General features: G+C 34.5%; 20 protein-coding genes. 17 read left to right on the forward strand and 3 right to left on the reverse strand.

What is annotated here, in order from left to right; translation table 11 throughout:
• Nucleotides 1-33 precede the first annotated feature (33 nt).
• The 7 genes from ACQKNI_RS15035 to ACQKNI_RS15065 all read left to right on the forward strand — a co-directional run bounded on the left by ACQKNI_RS15035 (nucleotide 34) and on the right by ACQKNI_RS15065 (nucleotide 8448).
• Entirely contained in the window at nucleotides 34-1089 is a 1056-nt protein-coding gene (locus tag ACQKNI_RS15035; protein WP_088230585.1) for an LLM class flavin-dependent oxidoreductase, read from the forward strand.
• 604 nt (nucleotides 1090-1693) lie between these two features.
• Nucleotides 1694-3097, forward strand: a complete 1404-nt coding sequence (cydA, locus tag ACQKNI_RS15040) for a cytochrome ubiquinol oxidase subunit I (RefSeq protein ID WP_088230584.1) — start codon at nucleotides 1694-1696, stop codon at nucleotides 3095-3097.
• Nucleotides 3084-4100, forward strand: a complete 1017-nt coding sequence (cydB, locus tag ACQKNI_RS15045; protein ID WP_427282484.1) for a cytochrome d ubiquinol oxidase subunit II — start codon at nucleotides 3084-3086, stop codon at nucleotides 4098-4100. Before cydA ends, cydB begins: the two co-directional genes overlap by 14 nt.
• Nucleotides 4100-5815, forward strand: coding sequence for a thiol reductant ABC exporter subunit CydD (cydD, locus tag ACQKNI_RS15050; RefSeq protein ID WP_088230582.1), 1716 nt, complete (start codon nucleotides 4100-4102; stop codon nucleotides 5813-5815). Before cydB ends, cydD begins: the two co-directional genes overlap by 1 nt.
• Before the next feature lie 2 nt (nucleotides 5816-5817).
• Nucleotides 5818-7542, forward strand: a complete 1725-nt coding sequence (gene cydC / locus ACQKNI_RS15055; RefSeq protein WP_088230581.1) for a thiol reductant ABC exporter subunit CydC — start codon at nucleotides 5818-5820, stop codon at nucleotides 7540-7542.
• Between the two features lie 149 nt (nucleotides 7543-7691).
• Nucleotides 7692-7913: a hypothetical protein gene (locus ACQKNI_RS15060; RefSeq protein ID WP_140417346.1), complete on the forward strand. Its 222-nt coding sequence runs from the start codon at nucleotides 7692-7694 to the stop codon at nucleotides 7911-7913.
• A gap of 88 nt (nucleotides 7914-8001) precedes the next feature.
• Nucleotides 8002-8448 (forward strand): DUF6376 family protein, encoded by a 447-nt coding sequence (locus tag ACQKNI_RS15065; RefSeq protein WP_088230579.1) that lies wholly within the window; start codon nucleotides 8002-8004, stop codon nucleotides 8446-8448.
• Nucleotides 8449-8536: 88 nt separating this feature from the next.
• On the opposite strand, the gene ACQKNI_RS15070 is transcribed toward ACQKNI_RS15065, so the two are convergent.
• Nucleotides 8537-9538 carry a S66 family peptidase gene (locus tag ACQKNI_RS15070; protein ID WP_098252246.1) on the reverse strand — a complete coding sequence of 334 codons (1002 nt, stop codon included), beginning with the start codon at nucleotides 9536-9538 and terminating at the stop codon, nucleotides 8537-8539.
• Nucleotides 9539-9738: 200 nt separating this feature from the next.
• Between ACQKNI_RS15070 and ACQKNI_RS15075 the strand changes: the two genes are divergently transcribed.
• Together ACQKNI_RS15075 and ACQKNI_RS15080 are read left to right on the forward strand one after the other, a co-directional pair.
• Nucleotides 9739-10692: a D-alanyl-D-alanine carboxypeptidase family protein gene (locus tag ACQKNI_RS15075; RefSeq protein ID WP_088230577.1), complete on the forward strand. Its 954-nt coding sequence runs from the start codon at nucleotides 9739-9741 to the stop codon at nucleotides 10690-10692.
• Nucleotides 10693-10935: 243 nt separating this feature from the next.
• On the forward strand, nucleotides 10936-11538 hold the full coding sequence (locus tag ACQKNI_RS15080; protein WP_170933760.1) for a nitroreductase family protein: 603 nt from the start codon (nucleotides 10936-10938) through the stop codon (nucleotides 11536-11538).
• Nucleotides 11539-11584: 46 nt separating this feature from the next.
• Here the strand turns inward: ACQKNI_RS15080 and ACQKNI_RS15085 are convergent, their stop codons facing one another.
• The gene (locus ACQKNI_RS15085) at nucleotides 11585-11776 is read right to left on the reverse strand and encodes a DNA mismatch repair protein MutT (protein ID WP_088230575.1); all 192 of its coding nucleotides are present in this window, start codon (nucleotides 11774-11776) and stop codon (nucleotides 11585-11587) included.
• Nucleotides 11777-12407: 631 nt separating this feature from the next.
• Here ACQKNI_RS15085 and entFM point away from each other — a divergent pair.
• Nucleotides 12408-13694, forward strand: coding sequence for an enterotoxin EntFM (entFM, locus tag ACQKNI_RS15090; protein ID WP_088230574.1), 1287 nt, complete (start codon nucleotides 12408-12410; stop codon nucleotides 13692-13694).
• Nucleotides 13695-13793: 99 nt separating this feature from the next.
• Here entFM and ACQKNI_RS15095 read toward each other — a convergent pair whose 3' ends face one another.
• Nucleotides 13794-14558, reverse strand: coding sequence for an alpha/beta fold hydrolase (locus ACQKNI_RS15095; RefSeq protein ID WP_088230573.1), 765 nt, complete (start codon nucleotides 14556-14558; stop codon nucleotides 13794-13796).
• Nucleotides 14559-14797: 239 nt separating this feature from the next.
• Between ACQKNI_RS15095 and ACQKNI_RS15100 the strand changes: the two genes are divergently transcribed.
• The 7 genes from ACQKNI_RS15100 (at nucleotide 14798) to ACQKNI_RS15130 (ending at nucleotide 21815) form a co-directional block, all read left to right on the forward strand.
• A complete protein-coding gene (locus ACQKNI_RS15100; RefSeq protein WP_088230572.1) occupies nucleotides 14798-16558 on the forward strand; it encodes an ABC transporter ATP-binding protein in 1761 nt (586 codons plus the stop codon).
• Nucleotides 16559-16645: 87 nt separating this feature from the next.
• On the forward strand, nucleotides 16646-17323 hold the full coding sequence (hitR, locus tag ACQKNI_RS15105) for a response regulator transcription factor (RefSeq protein WP_218012486.1): 678 nt from the start codon (nucleotides 16646-16648) through the stop codon (nucleotides 17321-17323).
• Nucleotides 17320-18393, forward strand: a complete 1074-nt coding sequence (gene hitS / locus ACQKNI_RS15110; RefSeq protein ID WP_427282485.1) for an envelope stress sensor histidine kinase HitS — start codon at nucleotides 17320-17322, stop codon at nucleotides 18391-18393. The genes hitR and hitS overlap by 4 nt, the downstream gene beginning before the upstream one ends.
• A gap of 170 nt (nucleotides 18394-18563) precedes the next feature.
• The gene (locus ACQKNI_RS15115) at nucleotides 18564-19283 is read left to right on the forward strand and encodes a 3-ketoacyl-ACP reductase (RefSeq protein WP_000818985.1); all 720 of its coding nucleotides are present in this window, start codon (nucleotides 18564-18566) and stop codon (nucleotides 19281-19283) included.
• Between the two features lie 304 nt (nucleotides 19284-19587).
• On the forward strand, nucleotides 19588-20460 hold the full coding sequence (locus tag ACQKNI_RS15120; RefSeq protein ID WP_098840891.1) for an aminoglycoside 6-adenylyltransferase: 873 nt from the start codon (nucleotides 19588-19590) through the stop codon (nucleotides 20458-20460).
• A gap of 117 nt (nucleotides 20461-20577) precedes the next feature.
• On the forward strand, nucleotides 20578-21405 hold the full coding sequence (locus ACQKNI_RS15125; protein WP_427282486.1) for a peptidoglycan-N-acetylglucosamine deacetylase: 828 nt from the start codon (nucleotides 20578-20580) through the stop codon (nucleotides 21403-21405).
• 71 nt (nucleotides 21406-21476) lie between these two features.
• The gene (locus ACQKNI_RS15130) at nucleotides 21477-21815 is read left to right on the forward strand and encodes an SdpI family protein (protein ID WP_140417352.1); all 339 of its coding nucleotides are present in this window, start codon (nucleotides 21477-21479) and stop codon (nucleotides 21813-21815) included.
• Nucleotides 21816-21831 lie beyond the last annotated feature (16 nt).

Genomic DNA, 21831 nt, shown 5'->3' on the forward strand with positions numbered 1-21831 from the left:
AGTTAATACCGATTAATAAAGGAGAGCGCAATTATGGAAAAATACCGTATGGATACAAGTAAAGGAATTGAGTTTGGATTATATTCAATTGGGGATCATATTTTAAATCCGCATAATGGAAAAAAATTAAGTGCAGGGGAGCGAATCCGTGAGCTTATTGAAACTGCTAAGTTAGCGGATGAGGCTGGACTTGATGTATTTGCAGTTGGTGAAAGTCATCAAACGCATTTTACAACGCAAGCTCACACAGTAATTTTAGGGGCTGTTGCACAAGCAACGAAAAATATTAAAATAGCGAGTTCTGCAACAATTTTAAGTACATCAGATCCAGTTCGAGTATATGAGGATTTTGCGACTATTGATTTAATTTCTAATGGTCGTGCTGAAATCGTAGCTGGTCGTGGTTCTCGCATTGGAGGATATAGTTTACTTGGTTACGATGTAAATGATTATGAAGAGCTATTTGAAGAGAAGATGGATCTTTTACTAAAAATTAATAAAGAAGAAAATGTAACATGGAAAGGGCAGTTCAGAGCACCACTTGAACGTGCAGGTATTATTCCAAGAGCTAAAAATAATAACTTACCAATTTGGCGTGCGGTTGGTGGTCCACCAGCTAGTGCAATAAAAGCGGGGCGCGCAGGTGTTCCGATGATGATAACAACACTTGGCGGACCAGCTATTAATTTTAAAGTTTCAGTAGATGCTTATCGTGAGGCGGCTGCGCAAAGTGGATTTGATCCAGCTAGTTTACCAATTGCAACAACGAGTTTATTCTATACAGCAGAAAATTCACAGGATGCGCTAAGTGAATATTATCCTCACATTAATGCGGGAATGATTGCATTACGTGGAGGCGGATATCCGAAGCAACAATTTACAAATGCGCTAGATTACCGTGACGCGTTAATGATTGGCAGCCCGCAGCAAATTATTGAAAAAATGCTTTATCAATATGAATTATTTGGACAACAACGTTTTATGGCACAAATCGATTTTGGTGGTGTACCATTTGACAAAATTGAGAAAAACATCGAATTAATTGCTACTGAAATTTTACCAGCTGTTAGAAAACATACAGCGAAATAATTTGAAAATACCGAGAATCGAATGGATTCTCGGTATTTTTTTATGTATGTATTACGTTTGAAAAAGTGACAAAAAAATGAATTTTAGTTTAGAGAAAAGGGAGTTTTTTTCTATTTTTGAATAACAAAATGATAGGATTGAATATTAAAAATATATTTTTTTCTTGACAAAAAAATAGTGTTTTTTCTGGTTGGCTCTAAGGACATTTTTTTGAAGGGAAGTCAAATACATAAAGAGAAAAATAATGTTTTTATTAATATAAAAGCAAGTTTAACATTCAAAAAATGCATTTTATTAATGAGAAAAAAATCATTCAAAAAAATACCAAAAGACATATTTCAGACAAAATGATGTCAAGAATACGTCAAAAATCAGCTGAATTTATTATGTAAGTATATTATACAATTCGATTAACGAATAAAAACACTACAGAAATAGTGAAAAGGTAAAAAATAGAAGTGTAATAGTTCGAAAAACTGAAATTTCATATTTTATGAAAATACATACAGGATGATTTTATCTTTTCGTATTTCTTATTAATTGAGTTCATTAAGAGTGCTCAATTAATTTTTATGATAAAAACTATGAGGGAAGTGAGTTTAGCATGGAAACGCTCGAATTGGCACGAATACAATTCGCATCAACAACGATATTTCATTACTTGTTCGTTCCACTGTCCATTGGTTTAGCTTTTATTATTGCGTTAATGCAAACGTTGTATGTAGTAAAAGGGCAAGAAGTATATAAGAAGATGGGGAAATTTTGGACACAAATATTCCTTGTAAACTTTGCGGTAGGTGTAGTAACAGGTATTTTACAAGAGTTTCAATTTGGTATGAACTGGTCAACGTATTCACGTTTCGTAGGTGATGTGTTTGGTCCATCACTTGCAATTGAAGGATTATTAGCATTTTTCATTGAGTCTACATTCCTAGGTTTATGGGTATTTGGTGAGGATAAACTACCAAAGAAAATTCACCTTTTATGTATTTGGCTTCTTTCAATTGGAACGATGTTATCAGCGTTTTGGATTTTAACTGCAAATGCATTTATGCAGTCACCTGTAGGATATGAAATGGCAGCAGATGGTCGCGCACAGATGAATGATTTCTTAGCGATTATTCAAAACCCACAACTATGGGTGCAATTCCCGCATACAATTACAGCGGCACTTGCAACAGGGGCATTCTTTATTGCTGGTGTTAGTGCATGGAAAATTACAAAACAACAAGAGACTGAGGTGTTTAAGAAGTCTTTCCGAGTTTCTATCGTTGTTGGAACAATTTCAACAGCATTGGTATTATTTTTCGGTCATGCACAAGCGCAAAATTTAATTAAGACACATCCGATGAAAATGGCGGCAGCTGAAGCATTATGGAATACGAGTGAGGATCCAGCGCCATTTACGGTATTTGCAAAAATTGATACAGAGAAGAAAGAAAATTCGTTTGAAATTCAAATCCCTTATATGTTAAGTCTATTGTCATACGATAAATTTAGCGGTCAAGTAGAAGGTATGAATCAAATTCAAAAACAATATGAAGAAAAATATGGACCTGGGGATTATATTCCGCCAGTACATACAATGTTTTGGAGCTTTAGAGCGATGGTAATGAGCGGAACGTTCATGTTACTTTTAGGAGCTTACGGATGGTTCTTATCAAGAAAAGATCGATTAGCTGAAAAAACGTGGTATTTAAAATTAATGGTGTATGCAATTTCACTACCGTTTATCGGTAATACTGTCGGATGGGTTATGACTGAAATGGGTCGTCAGCCATGGGTAGTATTTGGTGTCATGAAAACAGAAGATGCTGTATCACCAAATGTAACATTCGGTGAAGTGTTATTCTCACTTATTTCATTCACATCAATGTATTTAATTATGGGTGGAATTTGTGTTTACTTATTCGTTCGTATCATTAAAGGTCATACGAATAAGAAAACGAAAAAGGATAATCAAAGCCATGATCCATTTGATAAGGAGGAAGAGTATGTTATCTCTTAATGAGTTGTGGTTTATAGTTATTGTAATCTTATTTGTAGGATTTTTCGTACTGGAAGGTTTTGATTTTGGTGTAGGAATGGTTTCGAGGTTTTTAGGGGAAAATGATTTTGAAAAACGAGTGTATTTAAATACAATTGGACCGTTCTGGCACGCGAATGAAGTATGGCTTGTTTGTGCTGGTGGCGCTATGTTTGCGGCATTTCCGCACTGGTACGCAACTTTATTTAGTGGTTTTTATATTCCATTTGTCTTTATGCTACTTGCCTTAATTTTAAGAGGGGTTTCCTTTAAGTTCCGTGCAAAAATAGATAATCATAAATGGAAGAGTGCATGGGATTGGGGGATGTTTATAGGAAGTATGTTACCTCCTATCCTTTGGGGAGTTGCAATTGCAAACTTTATGGTAGGTGTACCTATTGATGAGAGTAAAAATGTTGTAGGGGGATTCCTGCAATTACTTCATCCATTTGCGTTACTTGGAGGAGTGATGTTCCTTCTACTATGTATTGTTCACGGATTACAATTCCTTACAATACGTACAACTGGTAAATTGAGAGAACGTGCACGAATTGCTGCAATAAAAATTGCACCATTTTCATTAATTACGCTTCTTATTTTTGCTGGTATAGGGTTGTGGAAAACCGATATTTTCACTGCTCATGGAACAGAATGGATTATGGTGCCAATTGGAGCTTTTGTAGCACTATTAATGTCTACTGTATTAAATAAAAGAAGAAGAGATGGTTGGGCTTTCTTTATGACGAGTTTAACAATCATTTTACTAAGTGCGAGTGTATTTATCGGTATGTTCCCACGTGTTATGATTAGCTCTTTAGGAGCGATGAATGATTTGACAATTTACAATGCAGCATCAGGGGCTTATGCATTAAAACTTATGACTTACTTTGCGATTGCTATTTTGCCTTTCGTTATCGGAAGTCAAATATGGAGTTATTATGTATTTAGACAACCTGTTAAGTCAGACAACGATTTGGAGTACTAATGAAAAGAAAAAGAGGACTTCCGTCTTATCCCGGTAGCCGTATTTTATATGTAGCGTTAACGATTATTAGTATTTTAGAAGCTTTTAGTATTCTTGCATTAACAACCTTTTTAGCGCGCGCTATTACATTTTTATTTCATGGAGAGACAGTACAAACAGTGTTAAGTGAAATTGTTTATTTTGGTATCTCGTTTGTAGCGCGTCAAATATTAGTTCGAATATCACAAATAGTAGTGGAACGTTTTGCTGAAAAAACAGGGGCGTTACTAAGAAAACAGTTAATAGAGGCATATTTCACATTAGGTCCAAGGTATGTTCAAACGGTCGGAACAGGTCATCTGGTTACCTTGTCGATTGAAGGGATTGAGAAATTTAAAACATATATTGAATTAACAATTCCTAAAATGATTAGAAGTAGTATCGTTCCAGCCCTAATTGTTTTATATGTTTTTACGCTAGATATTGAATCTGGAATCATTTTAGTTGTAACGATTCCGATTGTGATCATATTTATGATTCTTCTAGGATTAGCAGCGCAGAAAATGGCTGATAGTCAATATGAGACGTATCGTGTACTTTCTAATCATTTTGTAGATACGTTAAAAGGATTAGAAACATTAAAGTATTTAGGAAAAAGTAAACAGCACGAAGGAAAGATTGAAAAAGTAAGTAAAAGATATAGAAAAGCGACGATGCGAACTTTGCGAGTTGCTTTTCTTTCTTCTTTTGCATTAGATTTCTTTACGAGTTTATCAATCGCATTTGTAGCAGTAGGCTTAGGAATTCGTTTAATAGACGGAACGATTCTTTTATTGCCTGCTCTTACTATATTAATTTTAGCTCCGGAATATTTTCTTCCCATCAAGCAAGTTGGAGCGAATTATCATGCTACTTTAGATGGACAACTGGCTATGGAGCAAATTGAAGGGATTTTACAGCGACAAAAGGCAATGGAAATAAAGGATTCAAATGTAGAGGTTACATGGGATTCTTCGAGTAGCTTAAAGTTACAAGCTATAAAAGTAAATAACGATGAATCTGATAAGGCGATATTAGAAGGAATTGATTTTACTTGGAAAGGTAACGGTGCTATTGGCATCATTGGTGAAAGTGGAGCTGGAAAATCGACGATAATTGATGTGTTGGCTGGATTTTTAGCTCCATCTAAAGGGAAGATGCTAGTAAATGGTGTGAACATGGACGGAACTACTCGTGCGGCTTGGCAAAAAAACATTGCTTATATTCCGCAGCAACCTTATATTTTTCCGCTTTCATTAAAAGATAACATTTGTTTCTATGAAACAAATACAACTGATGAAGAAGTGGAAAGAGTTATTAACGAAGTGGGTCTCCGTTCACTCGTTGCATCACTTCCAAATGGGATGAATGAGAGAATTGGAGAAGGTGGACGTATGCTTAGCGGCGGACAAGAACAGCGTGTTGCTATGGCACGTGCACTTTTAAGTAAAAAACCAATTATTTTATTGGACGAGCCTACGGCGCATCTTGATATTGAAACTGAATTTGAAATAAAGCAAGCAATGTTACGTCTATTTAAAGGTAAATTAGTATTTCTCGCAACACATCGTCTGCATTGGATGAAACAAATGGACCATATTCTCATTTTAAATAAAGGAAAGATTGAAGAAAGTGGAACATATGAAGAACTTTTAGAAAATGAGACATTACATTTTCATAGGAAAGGGAGGGAGTAGAGATGAGTAGCTGGATTAAACCTTATATAAAGCAAAATAAAGGTAGAATGACTTTGACTATATTTCTTGGGCTTCTCGGAGTTAGTTCAGGTGCGATGTTACTTTTCATTTCAGGTTATTTAATCTCTAAATCTGCTCTCAGACCAGAAAATGTAATGGTTGTATATGTTCCTATTGTTGCAACGCGTGCGTTTAGTATAGGGCAAGCTGTTTTTCATTATATAGAGCGGTTAGTGGGACATGATGTCGTACTACGAATATTGGAAAGAATGAGAACGAAATTATACAGAATAGTAGAACCACAGGCGTTATTTTTCCGTTCACGATTTCAAACAGGTGATGTGTTAGGTGTACTATCCGAAGATATAGAGCATTTGCAAAACCTATATTTACGTACAATATTCCCTAGTATATTGGCACTAGTTGTATATAGTATATTCGTACTTGTTATTGGTGCATTTGATGTTGTGTTTGCATTCATTACAGGGTGTATGTTGGCTATTATCGTTTTTCTGCTCCCATTTGTATCATTACTATTAATGAAGCGACATCATGTTACTTTGAAGCAAGGAAGAAACCGCTTGTATCAACAATTAACAGATGCTGTTTTTGGACTATCAGATTGGCAGGCAAGTGGTAGAAAAGATGAATTTATTAATGAGTATGTAGAGCAAAATGCTCAGTTGTTAAAAACGGAAAAGAGAGTGAAACGCTGGTATCATATTCGAGACAGCCTCATTCAGTTAGTAGTAGGGATTGTAGTGATTTCAATGATTATATGGACTGGGAATGAAGCCGCAAGTGCACAGATTGCTCCTACAGTTATCGCAGCTTTCGTATTAATGACATTATCTGTAACAAATGCGCTTATTCCAATTGCAGATGCCGTCGATCGAATTCCATCGTATGTAGAATCTACTCATCGTCTTAAGCGCGTAGAAAGTGATAGTATGTTACATGATGAAATGGATTTGCATGGAGATAAAGATTACGTTGCACCAAAACATGTAGATATTGAATTGAATCATGTATCATATATGTATCCCGATAGTAATGAGATGATATTAAAAGATGTATCATTACAAATAAAAGCAGGAAAGAAAATTGCTATTTTAGGCAGAAGTGGGACAGGGAAATCTACTTTACTAAAATTGTTAACAGGGGCGTTACGCCCGGTAAATGGCGAAGTTTTATTAAATGGTGAACAAGCTCATACGAATCTTTTATCCAAATACATTTCTGTATTAAATCAAAAACCGCATTTGTTCGATACGACAATTGGAAATAATGTACGAATCGGTAAACCAGAGGCGGCTGATAAAGAGATATGGAAAGCTTTAGAGAAAGCACAATTAGCTTCGCATATTACTTCTCTTCCAGATGGGTTACAAACAAAAATGCATGAAATGGGAAAGCGGTTTTCTGGTGGGGAAAGACAAAGGGTTGCTTTTGCTAGAACCCTTATGCAAGAAACACCAATCGTTGTACTTGATGAACCGACTATCGGTTTAGATCCAAAAACAGAATTGTCTTTAATCGAAACAATGTTTTCTGCAACTGAAGAAAAGACCGTTATTTGGATTACACACCATCTTGTAGGAATAGAACATGTAGATGAAGTTATATTCCTTGATTGTGGTCAAATTGTAATGCAAGGCAGTCATGAACAACTTCTTAAAGAAAACGAAAAGTATCGTATGCTTTATGAACTTGATAAAGGCATTTAAATATGTCATAAAAAACACAAATTCTTGATAGCTCAAGGTTTGTGTTTTTTTGTAAGATTCGAATGGTTTCATTGAAGATGGTGTTTAAAATCTATCTGTCTAAGGCAATACTGAGCCATAGTGAATGTAAAGTTGGAGGGCGAGAGTATATGTTTGATGAGGATGGGATTGTTTTAATTATGGAACCTGCTGATGAACTGAACATGAGGAGATTTATTTTTACAGTACCAAAGTCAGTTTACGAAAAGAAGGGACTTTCATTACACTACGGAACAGCTATAGGACAAGGATATATGGATATAATTGAAGACATTATTAGCGTACATATAGAAATAGATGTTGTAACGATAATAGGACATGTAAGAGGATAAGTAGTAATTTGAAAAAGGTTATAAGCAATTTAGCTAGAAGTTATGAAGGGAAGCATATAGGGAATTATAAAGACGAAGGGAGTATAATGTGAAAATAAAATCCATTTTATTAGTATTTATAGTTTCAATGGGTTTAATAGGTTGTTCGATGGTAGAGGAAGGGAAGAACTCATTAGATTATGCTCAAAAAGCAACAGACTATGTGAATGAAGTCAGTGCATTTGCAAATGAAGCACCAGCATTAGTTGAAAAGGCTATTAATGATGGTGAAGCTCGTAAAGAATTGGAAACGAAGCTGAATGAAATTAAGCAAGATATACCTGCTTTCAATGAATTAACACCACCAGATGTAGCGAAGGATCTTCATGAGCAAATTGTTGGCTATAATGAGAAGTTAAGTGAATTGATTGATACATCTATGAAAAAGATAGAGGAAGGAAAAATGGATGTAGAGCAATTTAAAAACTCTGAGCTTATGCAGACGATAGATCAAGTGCGAGATTTGAAAGATAAGGTGCAAAATTTAGGACAATAATAAAAAGCTCTGTTTTTAATAAACAGAGCTTTTTAATGTTTTCTAAAAGAAAAGCTCACCATATTTTCTTCCTATAATATAAGTGTTATTAGACGTTCCATTTGTCTAAAATATGTATTGTCTTATTGGTTGCATCCATTTCTATTTTAATACCGATAGGCATAGTGATCATTGGATGGGTATGACAACAATCAAAGTCAGCTAAAAAAGGGATTTTTTGATTTTGTAGCACTTCTAATAGTATTTCGTAAGGCTTTCGATTTGTGCCGCAATCATCAAATTGCTCATGTTTTCCAAGAATGATACCTGAAACTTTATCAAATATGCCGTTAATCTTAAGTAAGGAAAAGCTTCTTTCAATAGTAGCTGCATCTTTTGAGCTATCTTCAATAAATAGAATATCTCCTTCTTGAATATGAGGCATATAGGGGCTGCCCCAAATTCCTTGTATTGTATTTAAGTTCCCGCCAATAATGCGCCCAGTAGCACGTCCATTCGTTACAGAAATCCAATTATTTGGCCTCAGTTCTTTTTCTTTCGTCTTCTCTTCCCAATTCATATATTCATCTGACCAAAATAACGGTTGTTTTATATGATAAGGAAGAGGTTGATTATGCAGTAACGTTTCTGCAAAATATTTATATGTATAATCTACAAAAGGTTCAAATTCTCCAAAGGAAGGAACAAGTGCGGGACCATAAAATGTAGGGATTCCTGTTTTTGCATAAATACCTAGTAATAAAGCGGTCGCATCTGAATAACCAATCATTATTTTAGGGTTATTTTGAAAAGCACCATAATCAATATAAGGTAATAATGAATTAGAATTCATGCCGCCAATTGTTGACATAATGCAAGAGACATTAGGATTTCTTATCAAGTCATTTAGTTCCTCAGCACGCTCCTGTATACTGCCAGAACGATAGTAATCATGTCGGCCTGTTAGGGAACCTTCTAATATACGAAATCCTTTCTGTTGTAAGTAAGATTTTGCTCGTGCAAATCTTTTTGGAGAAGTGTAGGTAATTGGTGAAGAGGGCGAGTATATGCCGATTGTATCTCCATATTTCAATGGTTTTGGAAGTATCATTTGTATGAATCCTTTCTATTATATAGTTTTTTTGGGTTTTGATATAATTGAATTTTCTCATATTTCGTTATTGTAAGTTTAACATAGCTGAAATAATAATTGTTGTAGCTAAATAAATATACTTTTTATCTTGACGATATAAAGTAATTGTTGTTAAGGTTAAATTTGAGTGTATAAAAGGTTACAAAAGGAGTTTTAAAATGAAGCAGTTGAAATGGGGAATAATGGCAATCCTATCAGTAGTAATTTTGGGTATATGTTGGTTCTTTTTCCAAGGAGCTCAAAAGAGTGGGGACAGCGTAGATGCTCAACCTTTACAGGTAGCTGAGTTACCTAAAATAGGGCTCTCTGACAAGGAAGTTCCACAAAAGTATATTCCACCAGAAATTAATGCGAAGGCGGCTATCGTTATTGATGCGAGTGATGGTGATGTTATTTATCAAAATAACGAGAATGAGGCTTTTGCGCCAGCTAGTATGTCTAAGATGATGACAGCATATCTTCTATTAGAAAGTGTACATAATGGGAAAGTTCGCTGGGAAGATCCTGTGAAAATAAGTGCAAAAGCGGCACAAACCGAAGGTGCGAGAATTCCAGTACAAGTTAATGATACGTTAACTGTAAAAGATTTATACCATGCGTTAATGATTGAGTCAGCTAACAATTCAGCAGTTGCTTTAGCTGAGCATCTGGCAAAGACGGAGAAAGATTTTGTTCAGATTATGAACGCGAAAGCGAAACAGTTGGAAATGTCGGAACATGCTAAATTCGCAAATGCTTCAGGGCTACAAGAGCCTGATGGAAGTGAAACGAAGATGACGGCTGCTGATGTTGGAAAATTAGCGTATCACCTTATAAAAGATTATCCTGAAATATTAGAAGTAACGCATTTAAGACAGAGTCAGTTAGCATTTAATAATACTACAGTTACAAATACAAATGAAATGTTAAATGAAAATAATAAAAGTTTACATATAGAAGGAATGGACGGGCTAAAAACAGGATTTACAGATAGTGCTGGGTATTGTTTTACAGGTACTGCAAAACAAGGTGATAATCGAATTATTACAGTTGTGATGGGGACATCGAGTAAAACAAAACGTTTTTCAGAGACGAATAAGTTAATGTCGTATGCATTTGGATTAGTTAATTAAGTAAAATATCGTTGTAAATTGCTACATAAGCAAGATTGTTTGTTGTTACTTATTTTAGATAACAATAAACAGTCTTTTTATTTTCATTGTAAAAAGGGGAAATATGCTAAAAATAAGTGTAATCGTTTGAGTTTGCATCCTCATATTGATATTATAAAGTTATAAACTTATTAATAATAAGTTTGAGGGGCGTAATATGATGTATACATATGAAATGGCCTCAAATGAAAATTGGAGGGAATTATGATGGCAAAAGATTTTTACGCAGCAATTGAAGACAGAAGATCTATTTACGCAATAAGCAAAGAGCAAGTAGTTTCTGATGAAAAAATTCAAGAAGTGATTTATCATGCTGTAAAACATACACCTTCAGCTTTTAACTCTCAAAGTGCTCGTGTTGTTGTTTTGCTAGGAGAACAACATGATAAATTATGGGATATTACGAAAGAAACGCTACGAAAAATTGTACCTGAAAATAACTTTGCGCCTACTGAAGAAAAAATGAATGCATTTAAAAGTGGTTATGGAACGGTTTTATTCTTTGAAGATAGTCAAGTAGTGGAAGAACTGCAACAAAACTTTGCATTATATAAAGAAAATTTCCCGATTTGGTCTCAGCAATCTTCAGGTATGTTACAATTTGCAATTTGGACAACTTTAGAAATTGAAGGATTTGGTGCTACATTGCAACATTATAATCCGTTAATTGATGAAGAAGTAAGAAAAGAATGGGATGTTCCAGGGAATTGGAAACTAACTGCACAAATGCCGTTTGGTAAACCAGTAGCACCTGCTGGTCAAAAAGAATTTCAACCATTAGAAACTCGTGTGAAAATTTATAAATAATGTAGAAATTATAAAAGGTGAACAGGAATATAACCTGTTCACCTTTTTATACGTAATAAGGATTTTTTTGCTCTGCATTTTTCATCTGATTTTTTAATTCGTTTTTAAGCGTTTCAATAGTCGATATTTTTTGTGATGTTATAAATGAGGCGAATTGAATAACTGCATAGTACAGTTCTATATTTTTATTTATAGGGTTATCTATTATATTTTTCACAAATACACCTCCCCTTTTTATTCAAATAAGAATCTCATTAAAAAAATCAATCCGCTAAAATTTCGTTTTATTTGGATGTGTATATAATACTAGAATTATCCTGGGAATTCCATAGTTAGAAAAAATGTGTAGTTGGTAGGTATGTGTTTTCGTTAAAGTAGAAATGAGGTTTTGTGAACTAAATCTTACAATTCGTCAAATTGTTTCGGAATTGTATATAGTATAGGGAATTAGTTTTCTAAAAATATTATACTATTGATAAATAAAGTCTTTTTTGTCATGATAAGAGTACACTTCATGTAAGTAACTTTATAAGGAAACACATACTTTATTTTGTATTAGGTTAATAGAATTTTTTGTAGTGGATAGACAATGAAAATTCTATATTAAAATATCAAATGAAATGTCGAATTTTAATGCAATACATAAGAAATTTGAAAAAACCGTTGCAAAAACAGTGTGTTTAATGGTAAAGTTCACATGAAGTTCACACGGATTTCACTTCGTTCGTTTAAAATGAACTCTGTGTGAAAAATAAAACTCTTGTTAAAAAATGGAACTTGATGAATATTTTACTTTGATAATATTGTAAAGTATTAAGTTTGTAAGTTTTTTTTAAGAGGATAGTAGGGAAAGGAAGTAAAGACAACTTATGAAAAAAATAATTGCAGGTTTAGCAGCAGCTTCAGTAGCAGGTGTTGCAGTTCCAGGTATGGATTCTGCTCATGCACAAGTTTCAAACGAAGCGCTAAAAGAAATTAATGGACAAACTCAAACACAAACTCAAACGACTGTAACTGAAACAAAAACTGTAGAAACAAACTCTGATTTAAAATACACAGTAACTGCTGATGTATTAAATGTTCGTTCAGGTGCTGGCACAGGACATAACGTTATTTCTAAAGTGAAATCAGGTCAAGTACTACAAGTAATTGGACAAGAAAACGGTTGGTTCAAAGTTAATGTAAACGGTCAAACTGGTTATGTAAGTGGTGACTTCGTAACGACTGGTGGCAAAACAGGAACTACTGTTCAACAAGGAACAGGTACTTACACAGTAAACGTTTCTTCACTTAACGTACGTACAGGCCCAAGTACATCTCATACAGTATTAGGCTCTGTAAATAAAGGTAAAACAGTACAAGTTGTAGGTGAAGTACAAGATTGGTTTAAAATCAACTTCAATGGTGGAACTGGATACGTAAGCAAAGACTTCGTAACAAAAGGTGGTTCTGCTGTATCTAACCAAACACAACAACCAACTACAAACAACAATACTACTACAGTTCAAACTGGTGGTTCTTATGTTGTTAACACTGGTGCTTTAAAAGTACGTACAGGCCCAGCTACATATAACGCTGTAATCGGTGGAGTAACGAACGGTACAGTATTAAACGTTACTGGCGCTGAAAATGGTTGGTATAAAATTAACCATAACGGCCGCACAGGTTACGTAAGTGCAGACTTTGTTAAGTTTGTAAAAGGCGGAGTGAACAATGTAGTTACTGGTGGTAACCAAGGTTCTAATCAAGGTTCTAACCAAGTACAAAAACCAACAGCGCCAACAGGTGGAGATACATCTTCAATCGCTGGATTCGCTAGATCATTAAATGGTTCACCATACAGAACTGCTGGTACAACACCTGCTGGTTTTGACTGCAGTGGATTCATTCACTACGTATTAAATCAAACTGGTCATACAGGCGCTCGTCAAACAGTTGCTGGATACTGGAGCTCTAAAACAAAAACTAGCAATCCACAACCAGGTGATTTAGTATACTTCCAAAATACTTATAAATCAGGTCCTTCTCACATGGGTGTTTACTTAGGAAACGGTCAGTTCATTAGTGCAGAAACTGATGCAACTGGTGTACGTATTAGTTCTGTAAACAACTCTTACTGGAGCAAGCACCTATTAGGTTATACAAAAGCATACTAAGAAAAAGTAGTTTTATATACTTTTCGTATAGAGAAAAGGCTTTCCAGGGAAACTTGGGAAGCCTTTTTATAGTTGAATAAATTGGGAGTGTAGTAGTTTTTACTTTAACTTCCCATTTAAAAATCGATCGTATAGGTCATGGAAGTAGTTAGGACGAAATAAGTTTGCTGCATGTCCTGCTAAAGGTATTTCTTTATATAGAACATTTGGCAAGATAGACTTTAAATCAAAAAGACAAGATTTATAGAGATGATCATGTTCGCCCATTACCCATAGTATAGGGTGGGGAAGTGATTTTAATTTAGATTTTAAATCGAATTCTAACCGGTGTCGTAATGATTGGGCAATAATTGAAGAATGTAATTGTAATCCGAAACGGTAATAAATATTTCTAGAAATAACTGCGAATGGATTCGCTTTTAGTATGCCGCTCGGAAAAATAGTATTTGCGTATTGAGAGAGCCATTTAGAGTATTCATCTCCTCGTTTCTCCCAAAAATTTTGAAATACGCTATATAAACGAGAAGGGTTATTATAATGTCCACCAATATGACAAATGCTTAATACTTTTTCGGGGTGCATTTGTGCAAAAATTGTAGAGATATAACAACCATAGCTTAAAGCGCAAATATGAGCCTTTTTAATGCCTTCTTTTTCGTATAAGCTCAATAATTGATCAACGAGGCGCTGTAATGAAAAATCGATAGCTTCTCCTTTATCGTCACCGTGACCTAATAAGTCATAAGTAATAATGTTGTAGGAGGCAGAAAATCGTTTATGCTCTTTTTTGAAGGCGCGACGATTGCCAACTAATCCATGAATAAAAATGATTGTTTCCTTTTCGGAATGTATATTTGTTTGCAAAAAGGATACTCCTTTCAATAACTGGAGATGTATATAGTGTTTTAATTAGCTATCTATAATCCACATAGAATAATATTAAGTACCAGGTAATAATATCAGATATTTATACATGTTGTAAAGATGAGTTTTTATGTATATTTTGTAAAAATAGAAAAAGTGTGTTTACATTCAGTTTACATTTGTATTGTATTCTAGTTTTAGAAAGAACAGTTTGGTTTAACACGAGGAGATGAACATGAATGGAAGTTAGAAATGAAGTGAAGAAAAAAGGGAATTGGAGGCAGTTTTTACGCCTTATTCAAGATACAAATCCTCCGAAAGGGATTCTTGTTTTTGCATTATTAATGAGTTTGCTTTCTACGGGAGCGAGCCTATTTATTCCGATGTTAACAAAAGGATTAGTAGATAATTTTTCGCTGTCGTCAATTAGTACAGGACAAATTGTTGGATTAGTTGCCTTCTTCATTATGCAAACTATCGCTGCAGGATTGTCTATATATTTATTAAATTATATTGGACAGAAGATTGTTGCGGGACTGAGGGAACGATTATGGAAAAAGGTGCTTATTTTGCCGGTATCTTATTACGATAAAAATAGAACAGGTGATACAATTAGTCGTATGACAAATGATACAGGTGTTGTGAAGACGTTGATTTCTGAGCACTTATCAAACTTATTAACTGGCGGTATTTCAATAATTGGATCGTTAATTGTATTATTTGTTTTAGATTGGAAAATGACAGCTTTACTATTAACGGTTATTCCATTGTCTGTGCTAATTTTAGTGCCGCTTGGACGGAAAATGTATAAGATTTCAAAAGCACTTCAAGATGAAACAGCTTCTTTTACAAGTGTGTTAACGCAAGTATTATCAGAAATCCGTTTAGTGAAATCTTCAAATACAGAAAAAAGAGAATATGAAACAGGTAATACAGGTATACAAAAGTTATTGCAATTTGGCTTGAAAGAAGGAAAAGTGCAAGCGCTGATTTCACCAGTTATGTCGTTTGTTTTAATGGCACTACTTGTTATCATCGTAGGATATGGTGGAATGCGCGTTTCTAGCGGTGCTTTAACAACAGGAGAACTGGTAGCATTTATTTTATATTTAGTTCAAATTATTATGCCGATGAGTCAATTATCTATGTTCTTTACACAATTTCAAAAGGCAATTGGTGCAACAGAAAGAATTAATACGATTTTAGAATATGAGGTAGAAGACCATGAAACTGGTATGAAAGTTACAAATGCTAAGCAATCGATAGTTCTTGAAAATGTACATTTCGAGTATAACGAAGAAGAGCAAGTGTTAAAAAATATTGATTTCACAATTGAATCAGGAAAAGTAACAGCAATCGTAGGGCCAAGTGGTAGCGGGAAAACGACGTTATTCTCACTATTAGAACGTTTTTATGAGCCAACTAGCGGTGCTATTAAATTAGGGAAAGATTCAATTACGAACTATTCATTACAGTCATGGCGACGTCAAATTGGTTACGTTTCACAAGATAGTCCGTTAATTGATGGAACGATTCGTGATAATATTTGTTACGGTGTTGAGGGCGAAGTGACAGATGAAGAAATTGAAAAAGTAGCAGCGATGGCATATGTTGATGCATTTATTCATGATTTGCCAAACGGATATGCAACAGAAGTTGGAGAGCGTGGTGTGAAGCTTTCTGGAGGACAAAGACAGCGAATTGCCATTGCCCGAGCGTTACTTCGAAATCCACAAATTCTTATGTTAGATGAAGCAACTTCAAGTCTAGATAGTAAATCAGAATCTGTCGTTCAAAAGGCATTAAATAATTTAATGAAAGGCAGAACAACGTTAGTTATTGCACATAGACTTTCTACTGTAGTAGATGCAGATAAAATTATCTTTATAGAAAAAGGGAATCTTACTGGTAGCGGTACGCATGATGAATTGTTACGCACACATGACATGTATCGTGAATTTGCAACGCAACAATTGAAAATTAAAGAGGGTGCATTATAAAATGAATCATCAGTGGGGTTGTACTCCGCTGATGATTCATTTTTAAAAGTTTTACCAAGGATGCTAATTAGAAAGGAAATGGTTCCTTTGATACTTAACATTTTAATAGTAGACGATGATCCGCATATTAGAGAACTTGTGTCTGTATTTTTAGAAAGAGAAGGTTTTCAAACATATGAAGCAATTGATGGACTAGATGCACTTCAGAAAATAGATGAAGTGAAAGTTGATATGGTTATTCTTGATATTATGATGCCGAATATGGATGGATTTGATGTATGTTTTGAATTAAGAAAATACTATGATATCCCGATTCTGATGCTAACTGCTAAAGGAGAAACGTCTCAAAAAGTAAAAGGATTTCACCTTGGAACAGATGATTATCTTGTAAAACCATTTGATCCTATAGAATTAGTAGTGAGAGTAAAGGCGTTATTGAAACGTTACCAAATTACAGTATCGCAATCAATTCAAGTTGGGCATGTATTGTTGAATCGTAAAACATTTGAAGTGACACTCGGAGAGCAAACGGTTACACTGCCATTAAAAGAATTTGAATTGCTCTTTACATTAGGATCTAAAGCAGGAAGAACTTGTTCGAGAGAGCAATTAATTGAAGACGTATGGGGGTATGATTTTGAAGGGAATGAACGCACATTAGACGTTCATATTAATCGGTTACGTGAAAAGTTTCAAGAAGAAAAGTCGAAGTTTAGTATTAAAACGATAAGAGGCTTAGGCTATCGCTTAGAGGTAAGTAAATGAGAAGAAGAGAACGAATGAGTAAGTTGAAGATGTTGAAAGTAATTGGGGCGGTAATAGCGCTCTTTTCTTTTCTCACTATAATTTGGTCTATCGCATTTTATGTGGCATCTAGCATATTAGATGCTTTTGAAATAAACGTATCGCCGTTTGTTACTTTTTTAATTAGTGATATGGTCGGCTTTGTATTTATTGTTCTTATTTGGACATTGATCGGAATTTTAATGAGACCAAAACGAGAGGCGATGATTTGGACTATTATTGAACCGATACAAAAAATTGCAAAAGGAGACTTCTCCGTAAAAATACGAAATGAAGAAAAGTATGATGGAGAAATTGGTGTACTCGTAAAAAGTATAAATGATATGACAGATGAACTGAATGCAATGGAGACAATGAGACAAGAATTTGTATCGAATGTTTCTCATGAAATACAGTCGCCATTAACTTCCATAAAAGGGTTTGCTAGAGCGCTACAAGATAACAATCTTTCTGAGGAAAAAAGAAAGCATTATCTTACCATTATTGAAACGGAAACAACGAGATTATCTAAACTGAGTCAAAACTTACTGAAGTTAACCCTTTTAGAATCAGAAGAATATACACCAGAAAGAGTGACCTATCGATTAGATCAACAGTTAAAGCAAATTGTATTAACTAGTGAGCCGCTCTGGGTTGAAAAAGAAATTGAGTTAGAACTTAATTTAGAGAAAGTACACATTACTGCCGACCAAGAAAGTATGAGTCAAGTATGGATTAATTTAATTCATAATAGTATTAAATTTACTCCAAGTGGTGGCACAATTACAATTCAGTTACAAGAACATGAGAAGTTCGTAGAAATACGTATTCATGACACGGGAATTGGGATATCCGAAGAACAGAAACAACATATTTTTGAACGTTTTTATAAAGCGGATTCTTCACGAAATCGTACGTATGGAGGAAGTGGCTTAGGTTTAGCCATCGTAAAAAAAGTACTCGACCTTCATCAAGGAGAAATAAAAGTCGAGAGTGAGGAAGGGAATGGTACGGAATTTATTGTGCGTATTCCTAAATATGAAGGAAATTAGTGTTAGGAGGAAAGCTTTCTAACACTAATTTTCTTTAAAAAATGTATGTATAACTACTATAGTTACCTACAAGTAACCTACGCACATGAAAGTGCATCATTGCCTTTTTACATAAACATAGATACAATTTTAATATAATACATAACTGAGATGATTAAGGAGTGTTATACTTGGCAGAATTATTACAAGGAAAAAATGCTTTAATTACAGGAGCAGGTAGAGGGATTGGTCGTGCTGTAGCAATCGCGTTAGCGAAAGAAGGCGTAAATGTAGGTCTTTTAGCACGTTCAGAAGAAAACTTAAAAGCAGTTGCGAAAGAAGTAGAAGCAGAAGGTGTAAAAGCTGTTATTGCGACTGCTGATGTATCTTCATATGAAGAGGTAACAACTGCGATTGAAACGTTAAAGAACGGTTTAGGATCTATCGATATTTTAATTAATAACGCTGGTATTTCTAAGTTCGGTAAGTTTTTAGAACTAGACGTTGCTGATTGGGAAAAAATCATTCAAGTAAACTTAATGGGTGTATACTATGCAACTCGTGCAGCTTTACCAAGCATGATTGAACAGCAATCTGGTGATATCATTAATATTTCATCTACAGCAGGACAAAAAGGTGCGCCTGTAACAAGTGCGTATAGTGCTTCTAAATTCGGTGTTCTTGGCTTAACAGAATCGTTAGCGATGGAAGTTCGTAAACATAACATTCGTGTAACTGCTTTAACACCAAGTACAGTAGCAACGGATATGGCTGTAGATTTAGGATTAACTGATGGAAATCCTGATAAAGTTATGCAAGCAGAAGATATTGCAGAGTTTATCGTAGCGCAGCTGAAATTAAATAAACGCACATTTATTAAATCGGCTGGACTTTGGTCTACTAATCCGTAAGGGCTAAGTTTAAAAATAAGGTAGGGACATCTATTCTGTGATGGAATGGATGTCCTTTTTTCTGTTTGTGTGAAAAACGGGAAATTCTGTATAATTAAAAGTGCATAGTAGAAAAGCATTAATAACTTTAAGAGATAGTATTTCAATGAGCACGATTGCAATATATGAGTGATGTGAGGAGGAAAAAGGGATGAAAAAGAAGTTTCAAAAATTATAACGTGTATCGTGTACGACACAGCTAGCTCGTGGACCTCCATTAGATATAGCGTTATATTGTATATTCAAAAATTGGAGGTATAAGTAGATGAGAACTGAAAAGGAAATGTTAGACTTAATTATTAATACAGCAAAAGAGGATGAAAGAATCCGAGTAGTTATCATGAATGGATCGCGTGTAAATCCAAATGTGAAAAAAGATTGTTTTCAAGACTATGATATTATGTATGTTGTAAAAGATATACAATCTTTTACGTCTAATCATAATTGGATACGTAGATTCGGAGAAATAATGATTGTACAAATGCCAGAAGAAATGTCATTAGTTCCAGCGGACGAAGACGGGAAATTTCCGTATTTAATGCAGTTTATGGATGGGAACCGAATTGATTTAACATTAATTCCAGTTGATTTAATACATACATTTGTTGGACAAGACAGTTTAAGTAAGCTGCTTCTTGATAAAGATAATTGTATGGATGAATTTTCAGCAGCAAGCGATAGGGATTACTTAATAAAAAAGCCTACAGAAAAAGAGTTTTTAGATTGCTGTAATGAATTTTGGTGGTGTAGTACGAATGTCGCAAAAGGGCTATGGAGAGAGGAACTCTCTTATGCAAAAGGAATGTTTGATGGTCCGGTGCGAGATATGTTCATCGTAATGCTAGAATGGCATATTGGTATGAAAACAGACTTTACAGTTAATACAGGGAAGTTTGGGAAGCATTTCGAACAGTATTTTGAAAAAGATATGTGGGAGCAATTTAAACAAACATTTTCAAATGCAGACTATGAAAATGTTTGGGAGTCATTCTTTGTAATGGGTGATTTATTTAGAGAAGTTGCGAATGAAATTGCTGACACTTATGGTTATCAATATCCGCAAGATGACGATGATAAAGTGACGAGTTATTTAAAACATGTGAAAACTTTGCCGAAAGATAGTACATCGATATATTAATTATATAAAGCAGTAAGACTGTCCTAATTATGGACAGTCTTATTTTTGTTCATGAATAACAATTTTTCTAACAAAGTGCAGACGAATCACATATGAAATTTTAGGGAGGTTTTTATCATGTATTATTTTTATTCACCAGAGATGTTCGTTCCATTTCAATCGGGGCTAGAACGAGATATTTCGTATGCTTATATGCCGTATCCTCCATTTTATTATGGAGACTATATAAGCTCATTGCCATACGCTTTACATGTTCCTCAAAATTATGAAGTCCAAATAAAAGAAGATCGTGGATCATGGACTCCATTTTCATGGGTTGAAAAATATGCGTATGCATTTTCAGGGCCATACAATAAAGCGGAAGTAGCTCTTACATTTGATGATGGACCAGATTTAGTATTTACGCCAAAAATATTAGATAAGTTAAAACAACATAATGTAAAAGCCACTTTCTTTCTGCTAGGGGAAAACGCAGAAAGGTATCCGAACGTAGTGAAGCGCATCGCGAATGAAGGGCATGTAATTGGTAATCATACGTATAGTCATCGGAATTTAGCGAAAGTAAATGAGGATGAGTACCGTAATCAAATTGTAAAAACAGAAGAAATATTAAATCGTTTAGCGGGTTATGCGCCGAAGTTTATACGTCCGCCGTATGGTGAAATACTTGAAAATCAATTGAAGTGGGCGACTGAGCAAAATTTTATGATTGTACAGTGGAGTGTTGATACAGTTGATTGGAAAGGTGTAAGTGCCGATACGATTACAAATAATGTGTTAGGGAATTCATTTCCAGGTAGTGTCATACTGCAGCATTCAACTCCGGGTGGGCACTTACAAGGATCTGTTGATGCGCTAGACAAAATCATTCCGCAGTTAAAAACGAAAGGTGCACGCTTTGTAACACTTCCAAGCATGTTTCAGACATCGAAAGAAAGAAAATGAATATGTTATGAATTGGGAAAAATAGGGATGTGTCGTATAATGAAAGTGTAAGTTAAGGGGGGATATAATTGATTGATGCACTAATAAACATAGGAATAAGCATATTGATTGGTATTATATTTATACTTGGGGCACTTATACTTCAAAAAAATCCACCGACAGATATTAACGCGGCATATGGTTATCGTACGAAACGATCTATGAAAAGTAAGGAACTATGGGATGCGGGTAATAGGTATAGTGCAGAAGTGATGAAACAAAATGGTTTCATCATGATGTTAATTGGAAGTGTTATTAGTATATTGTTTAGATATTCGCATACAATGATAGCAGTTATGATTGTTATGCTATTATTAATTATTCGCTTATTTATACAAGTAGAGAAAAGATTGAAGATACTTGAACAATAATGATAAATAAAGTAGG

The sequence above is a fragment of the Bacillus sp. NPDC094064 genome (assembly GCF_050279585.1).
Taxonomy (GTDB): Bacteria; Bacillota; Bacilli; order Bacillales; family Bacillaceae_G; genus Bacillus_A.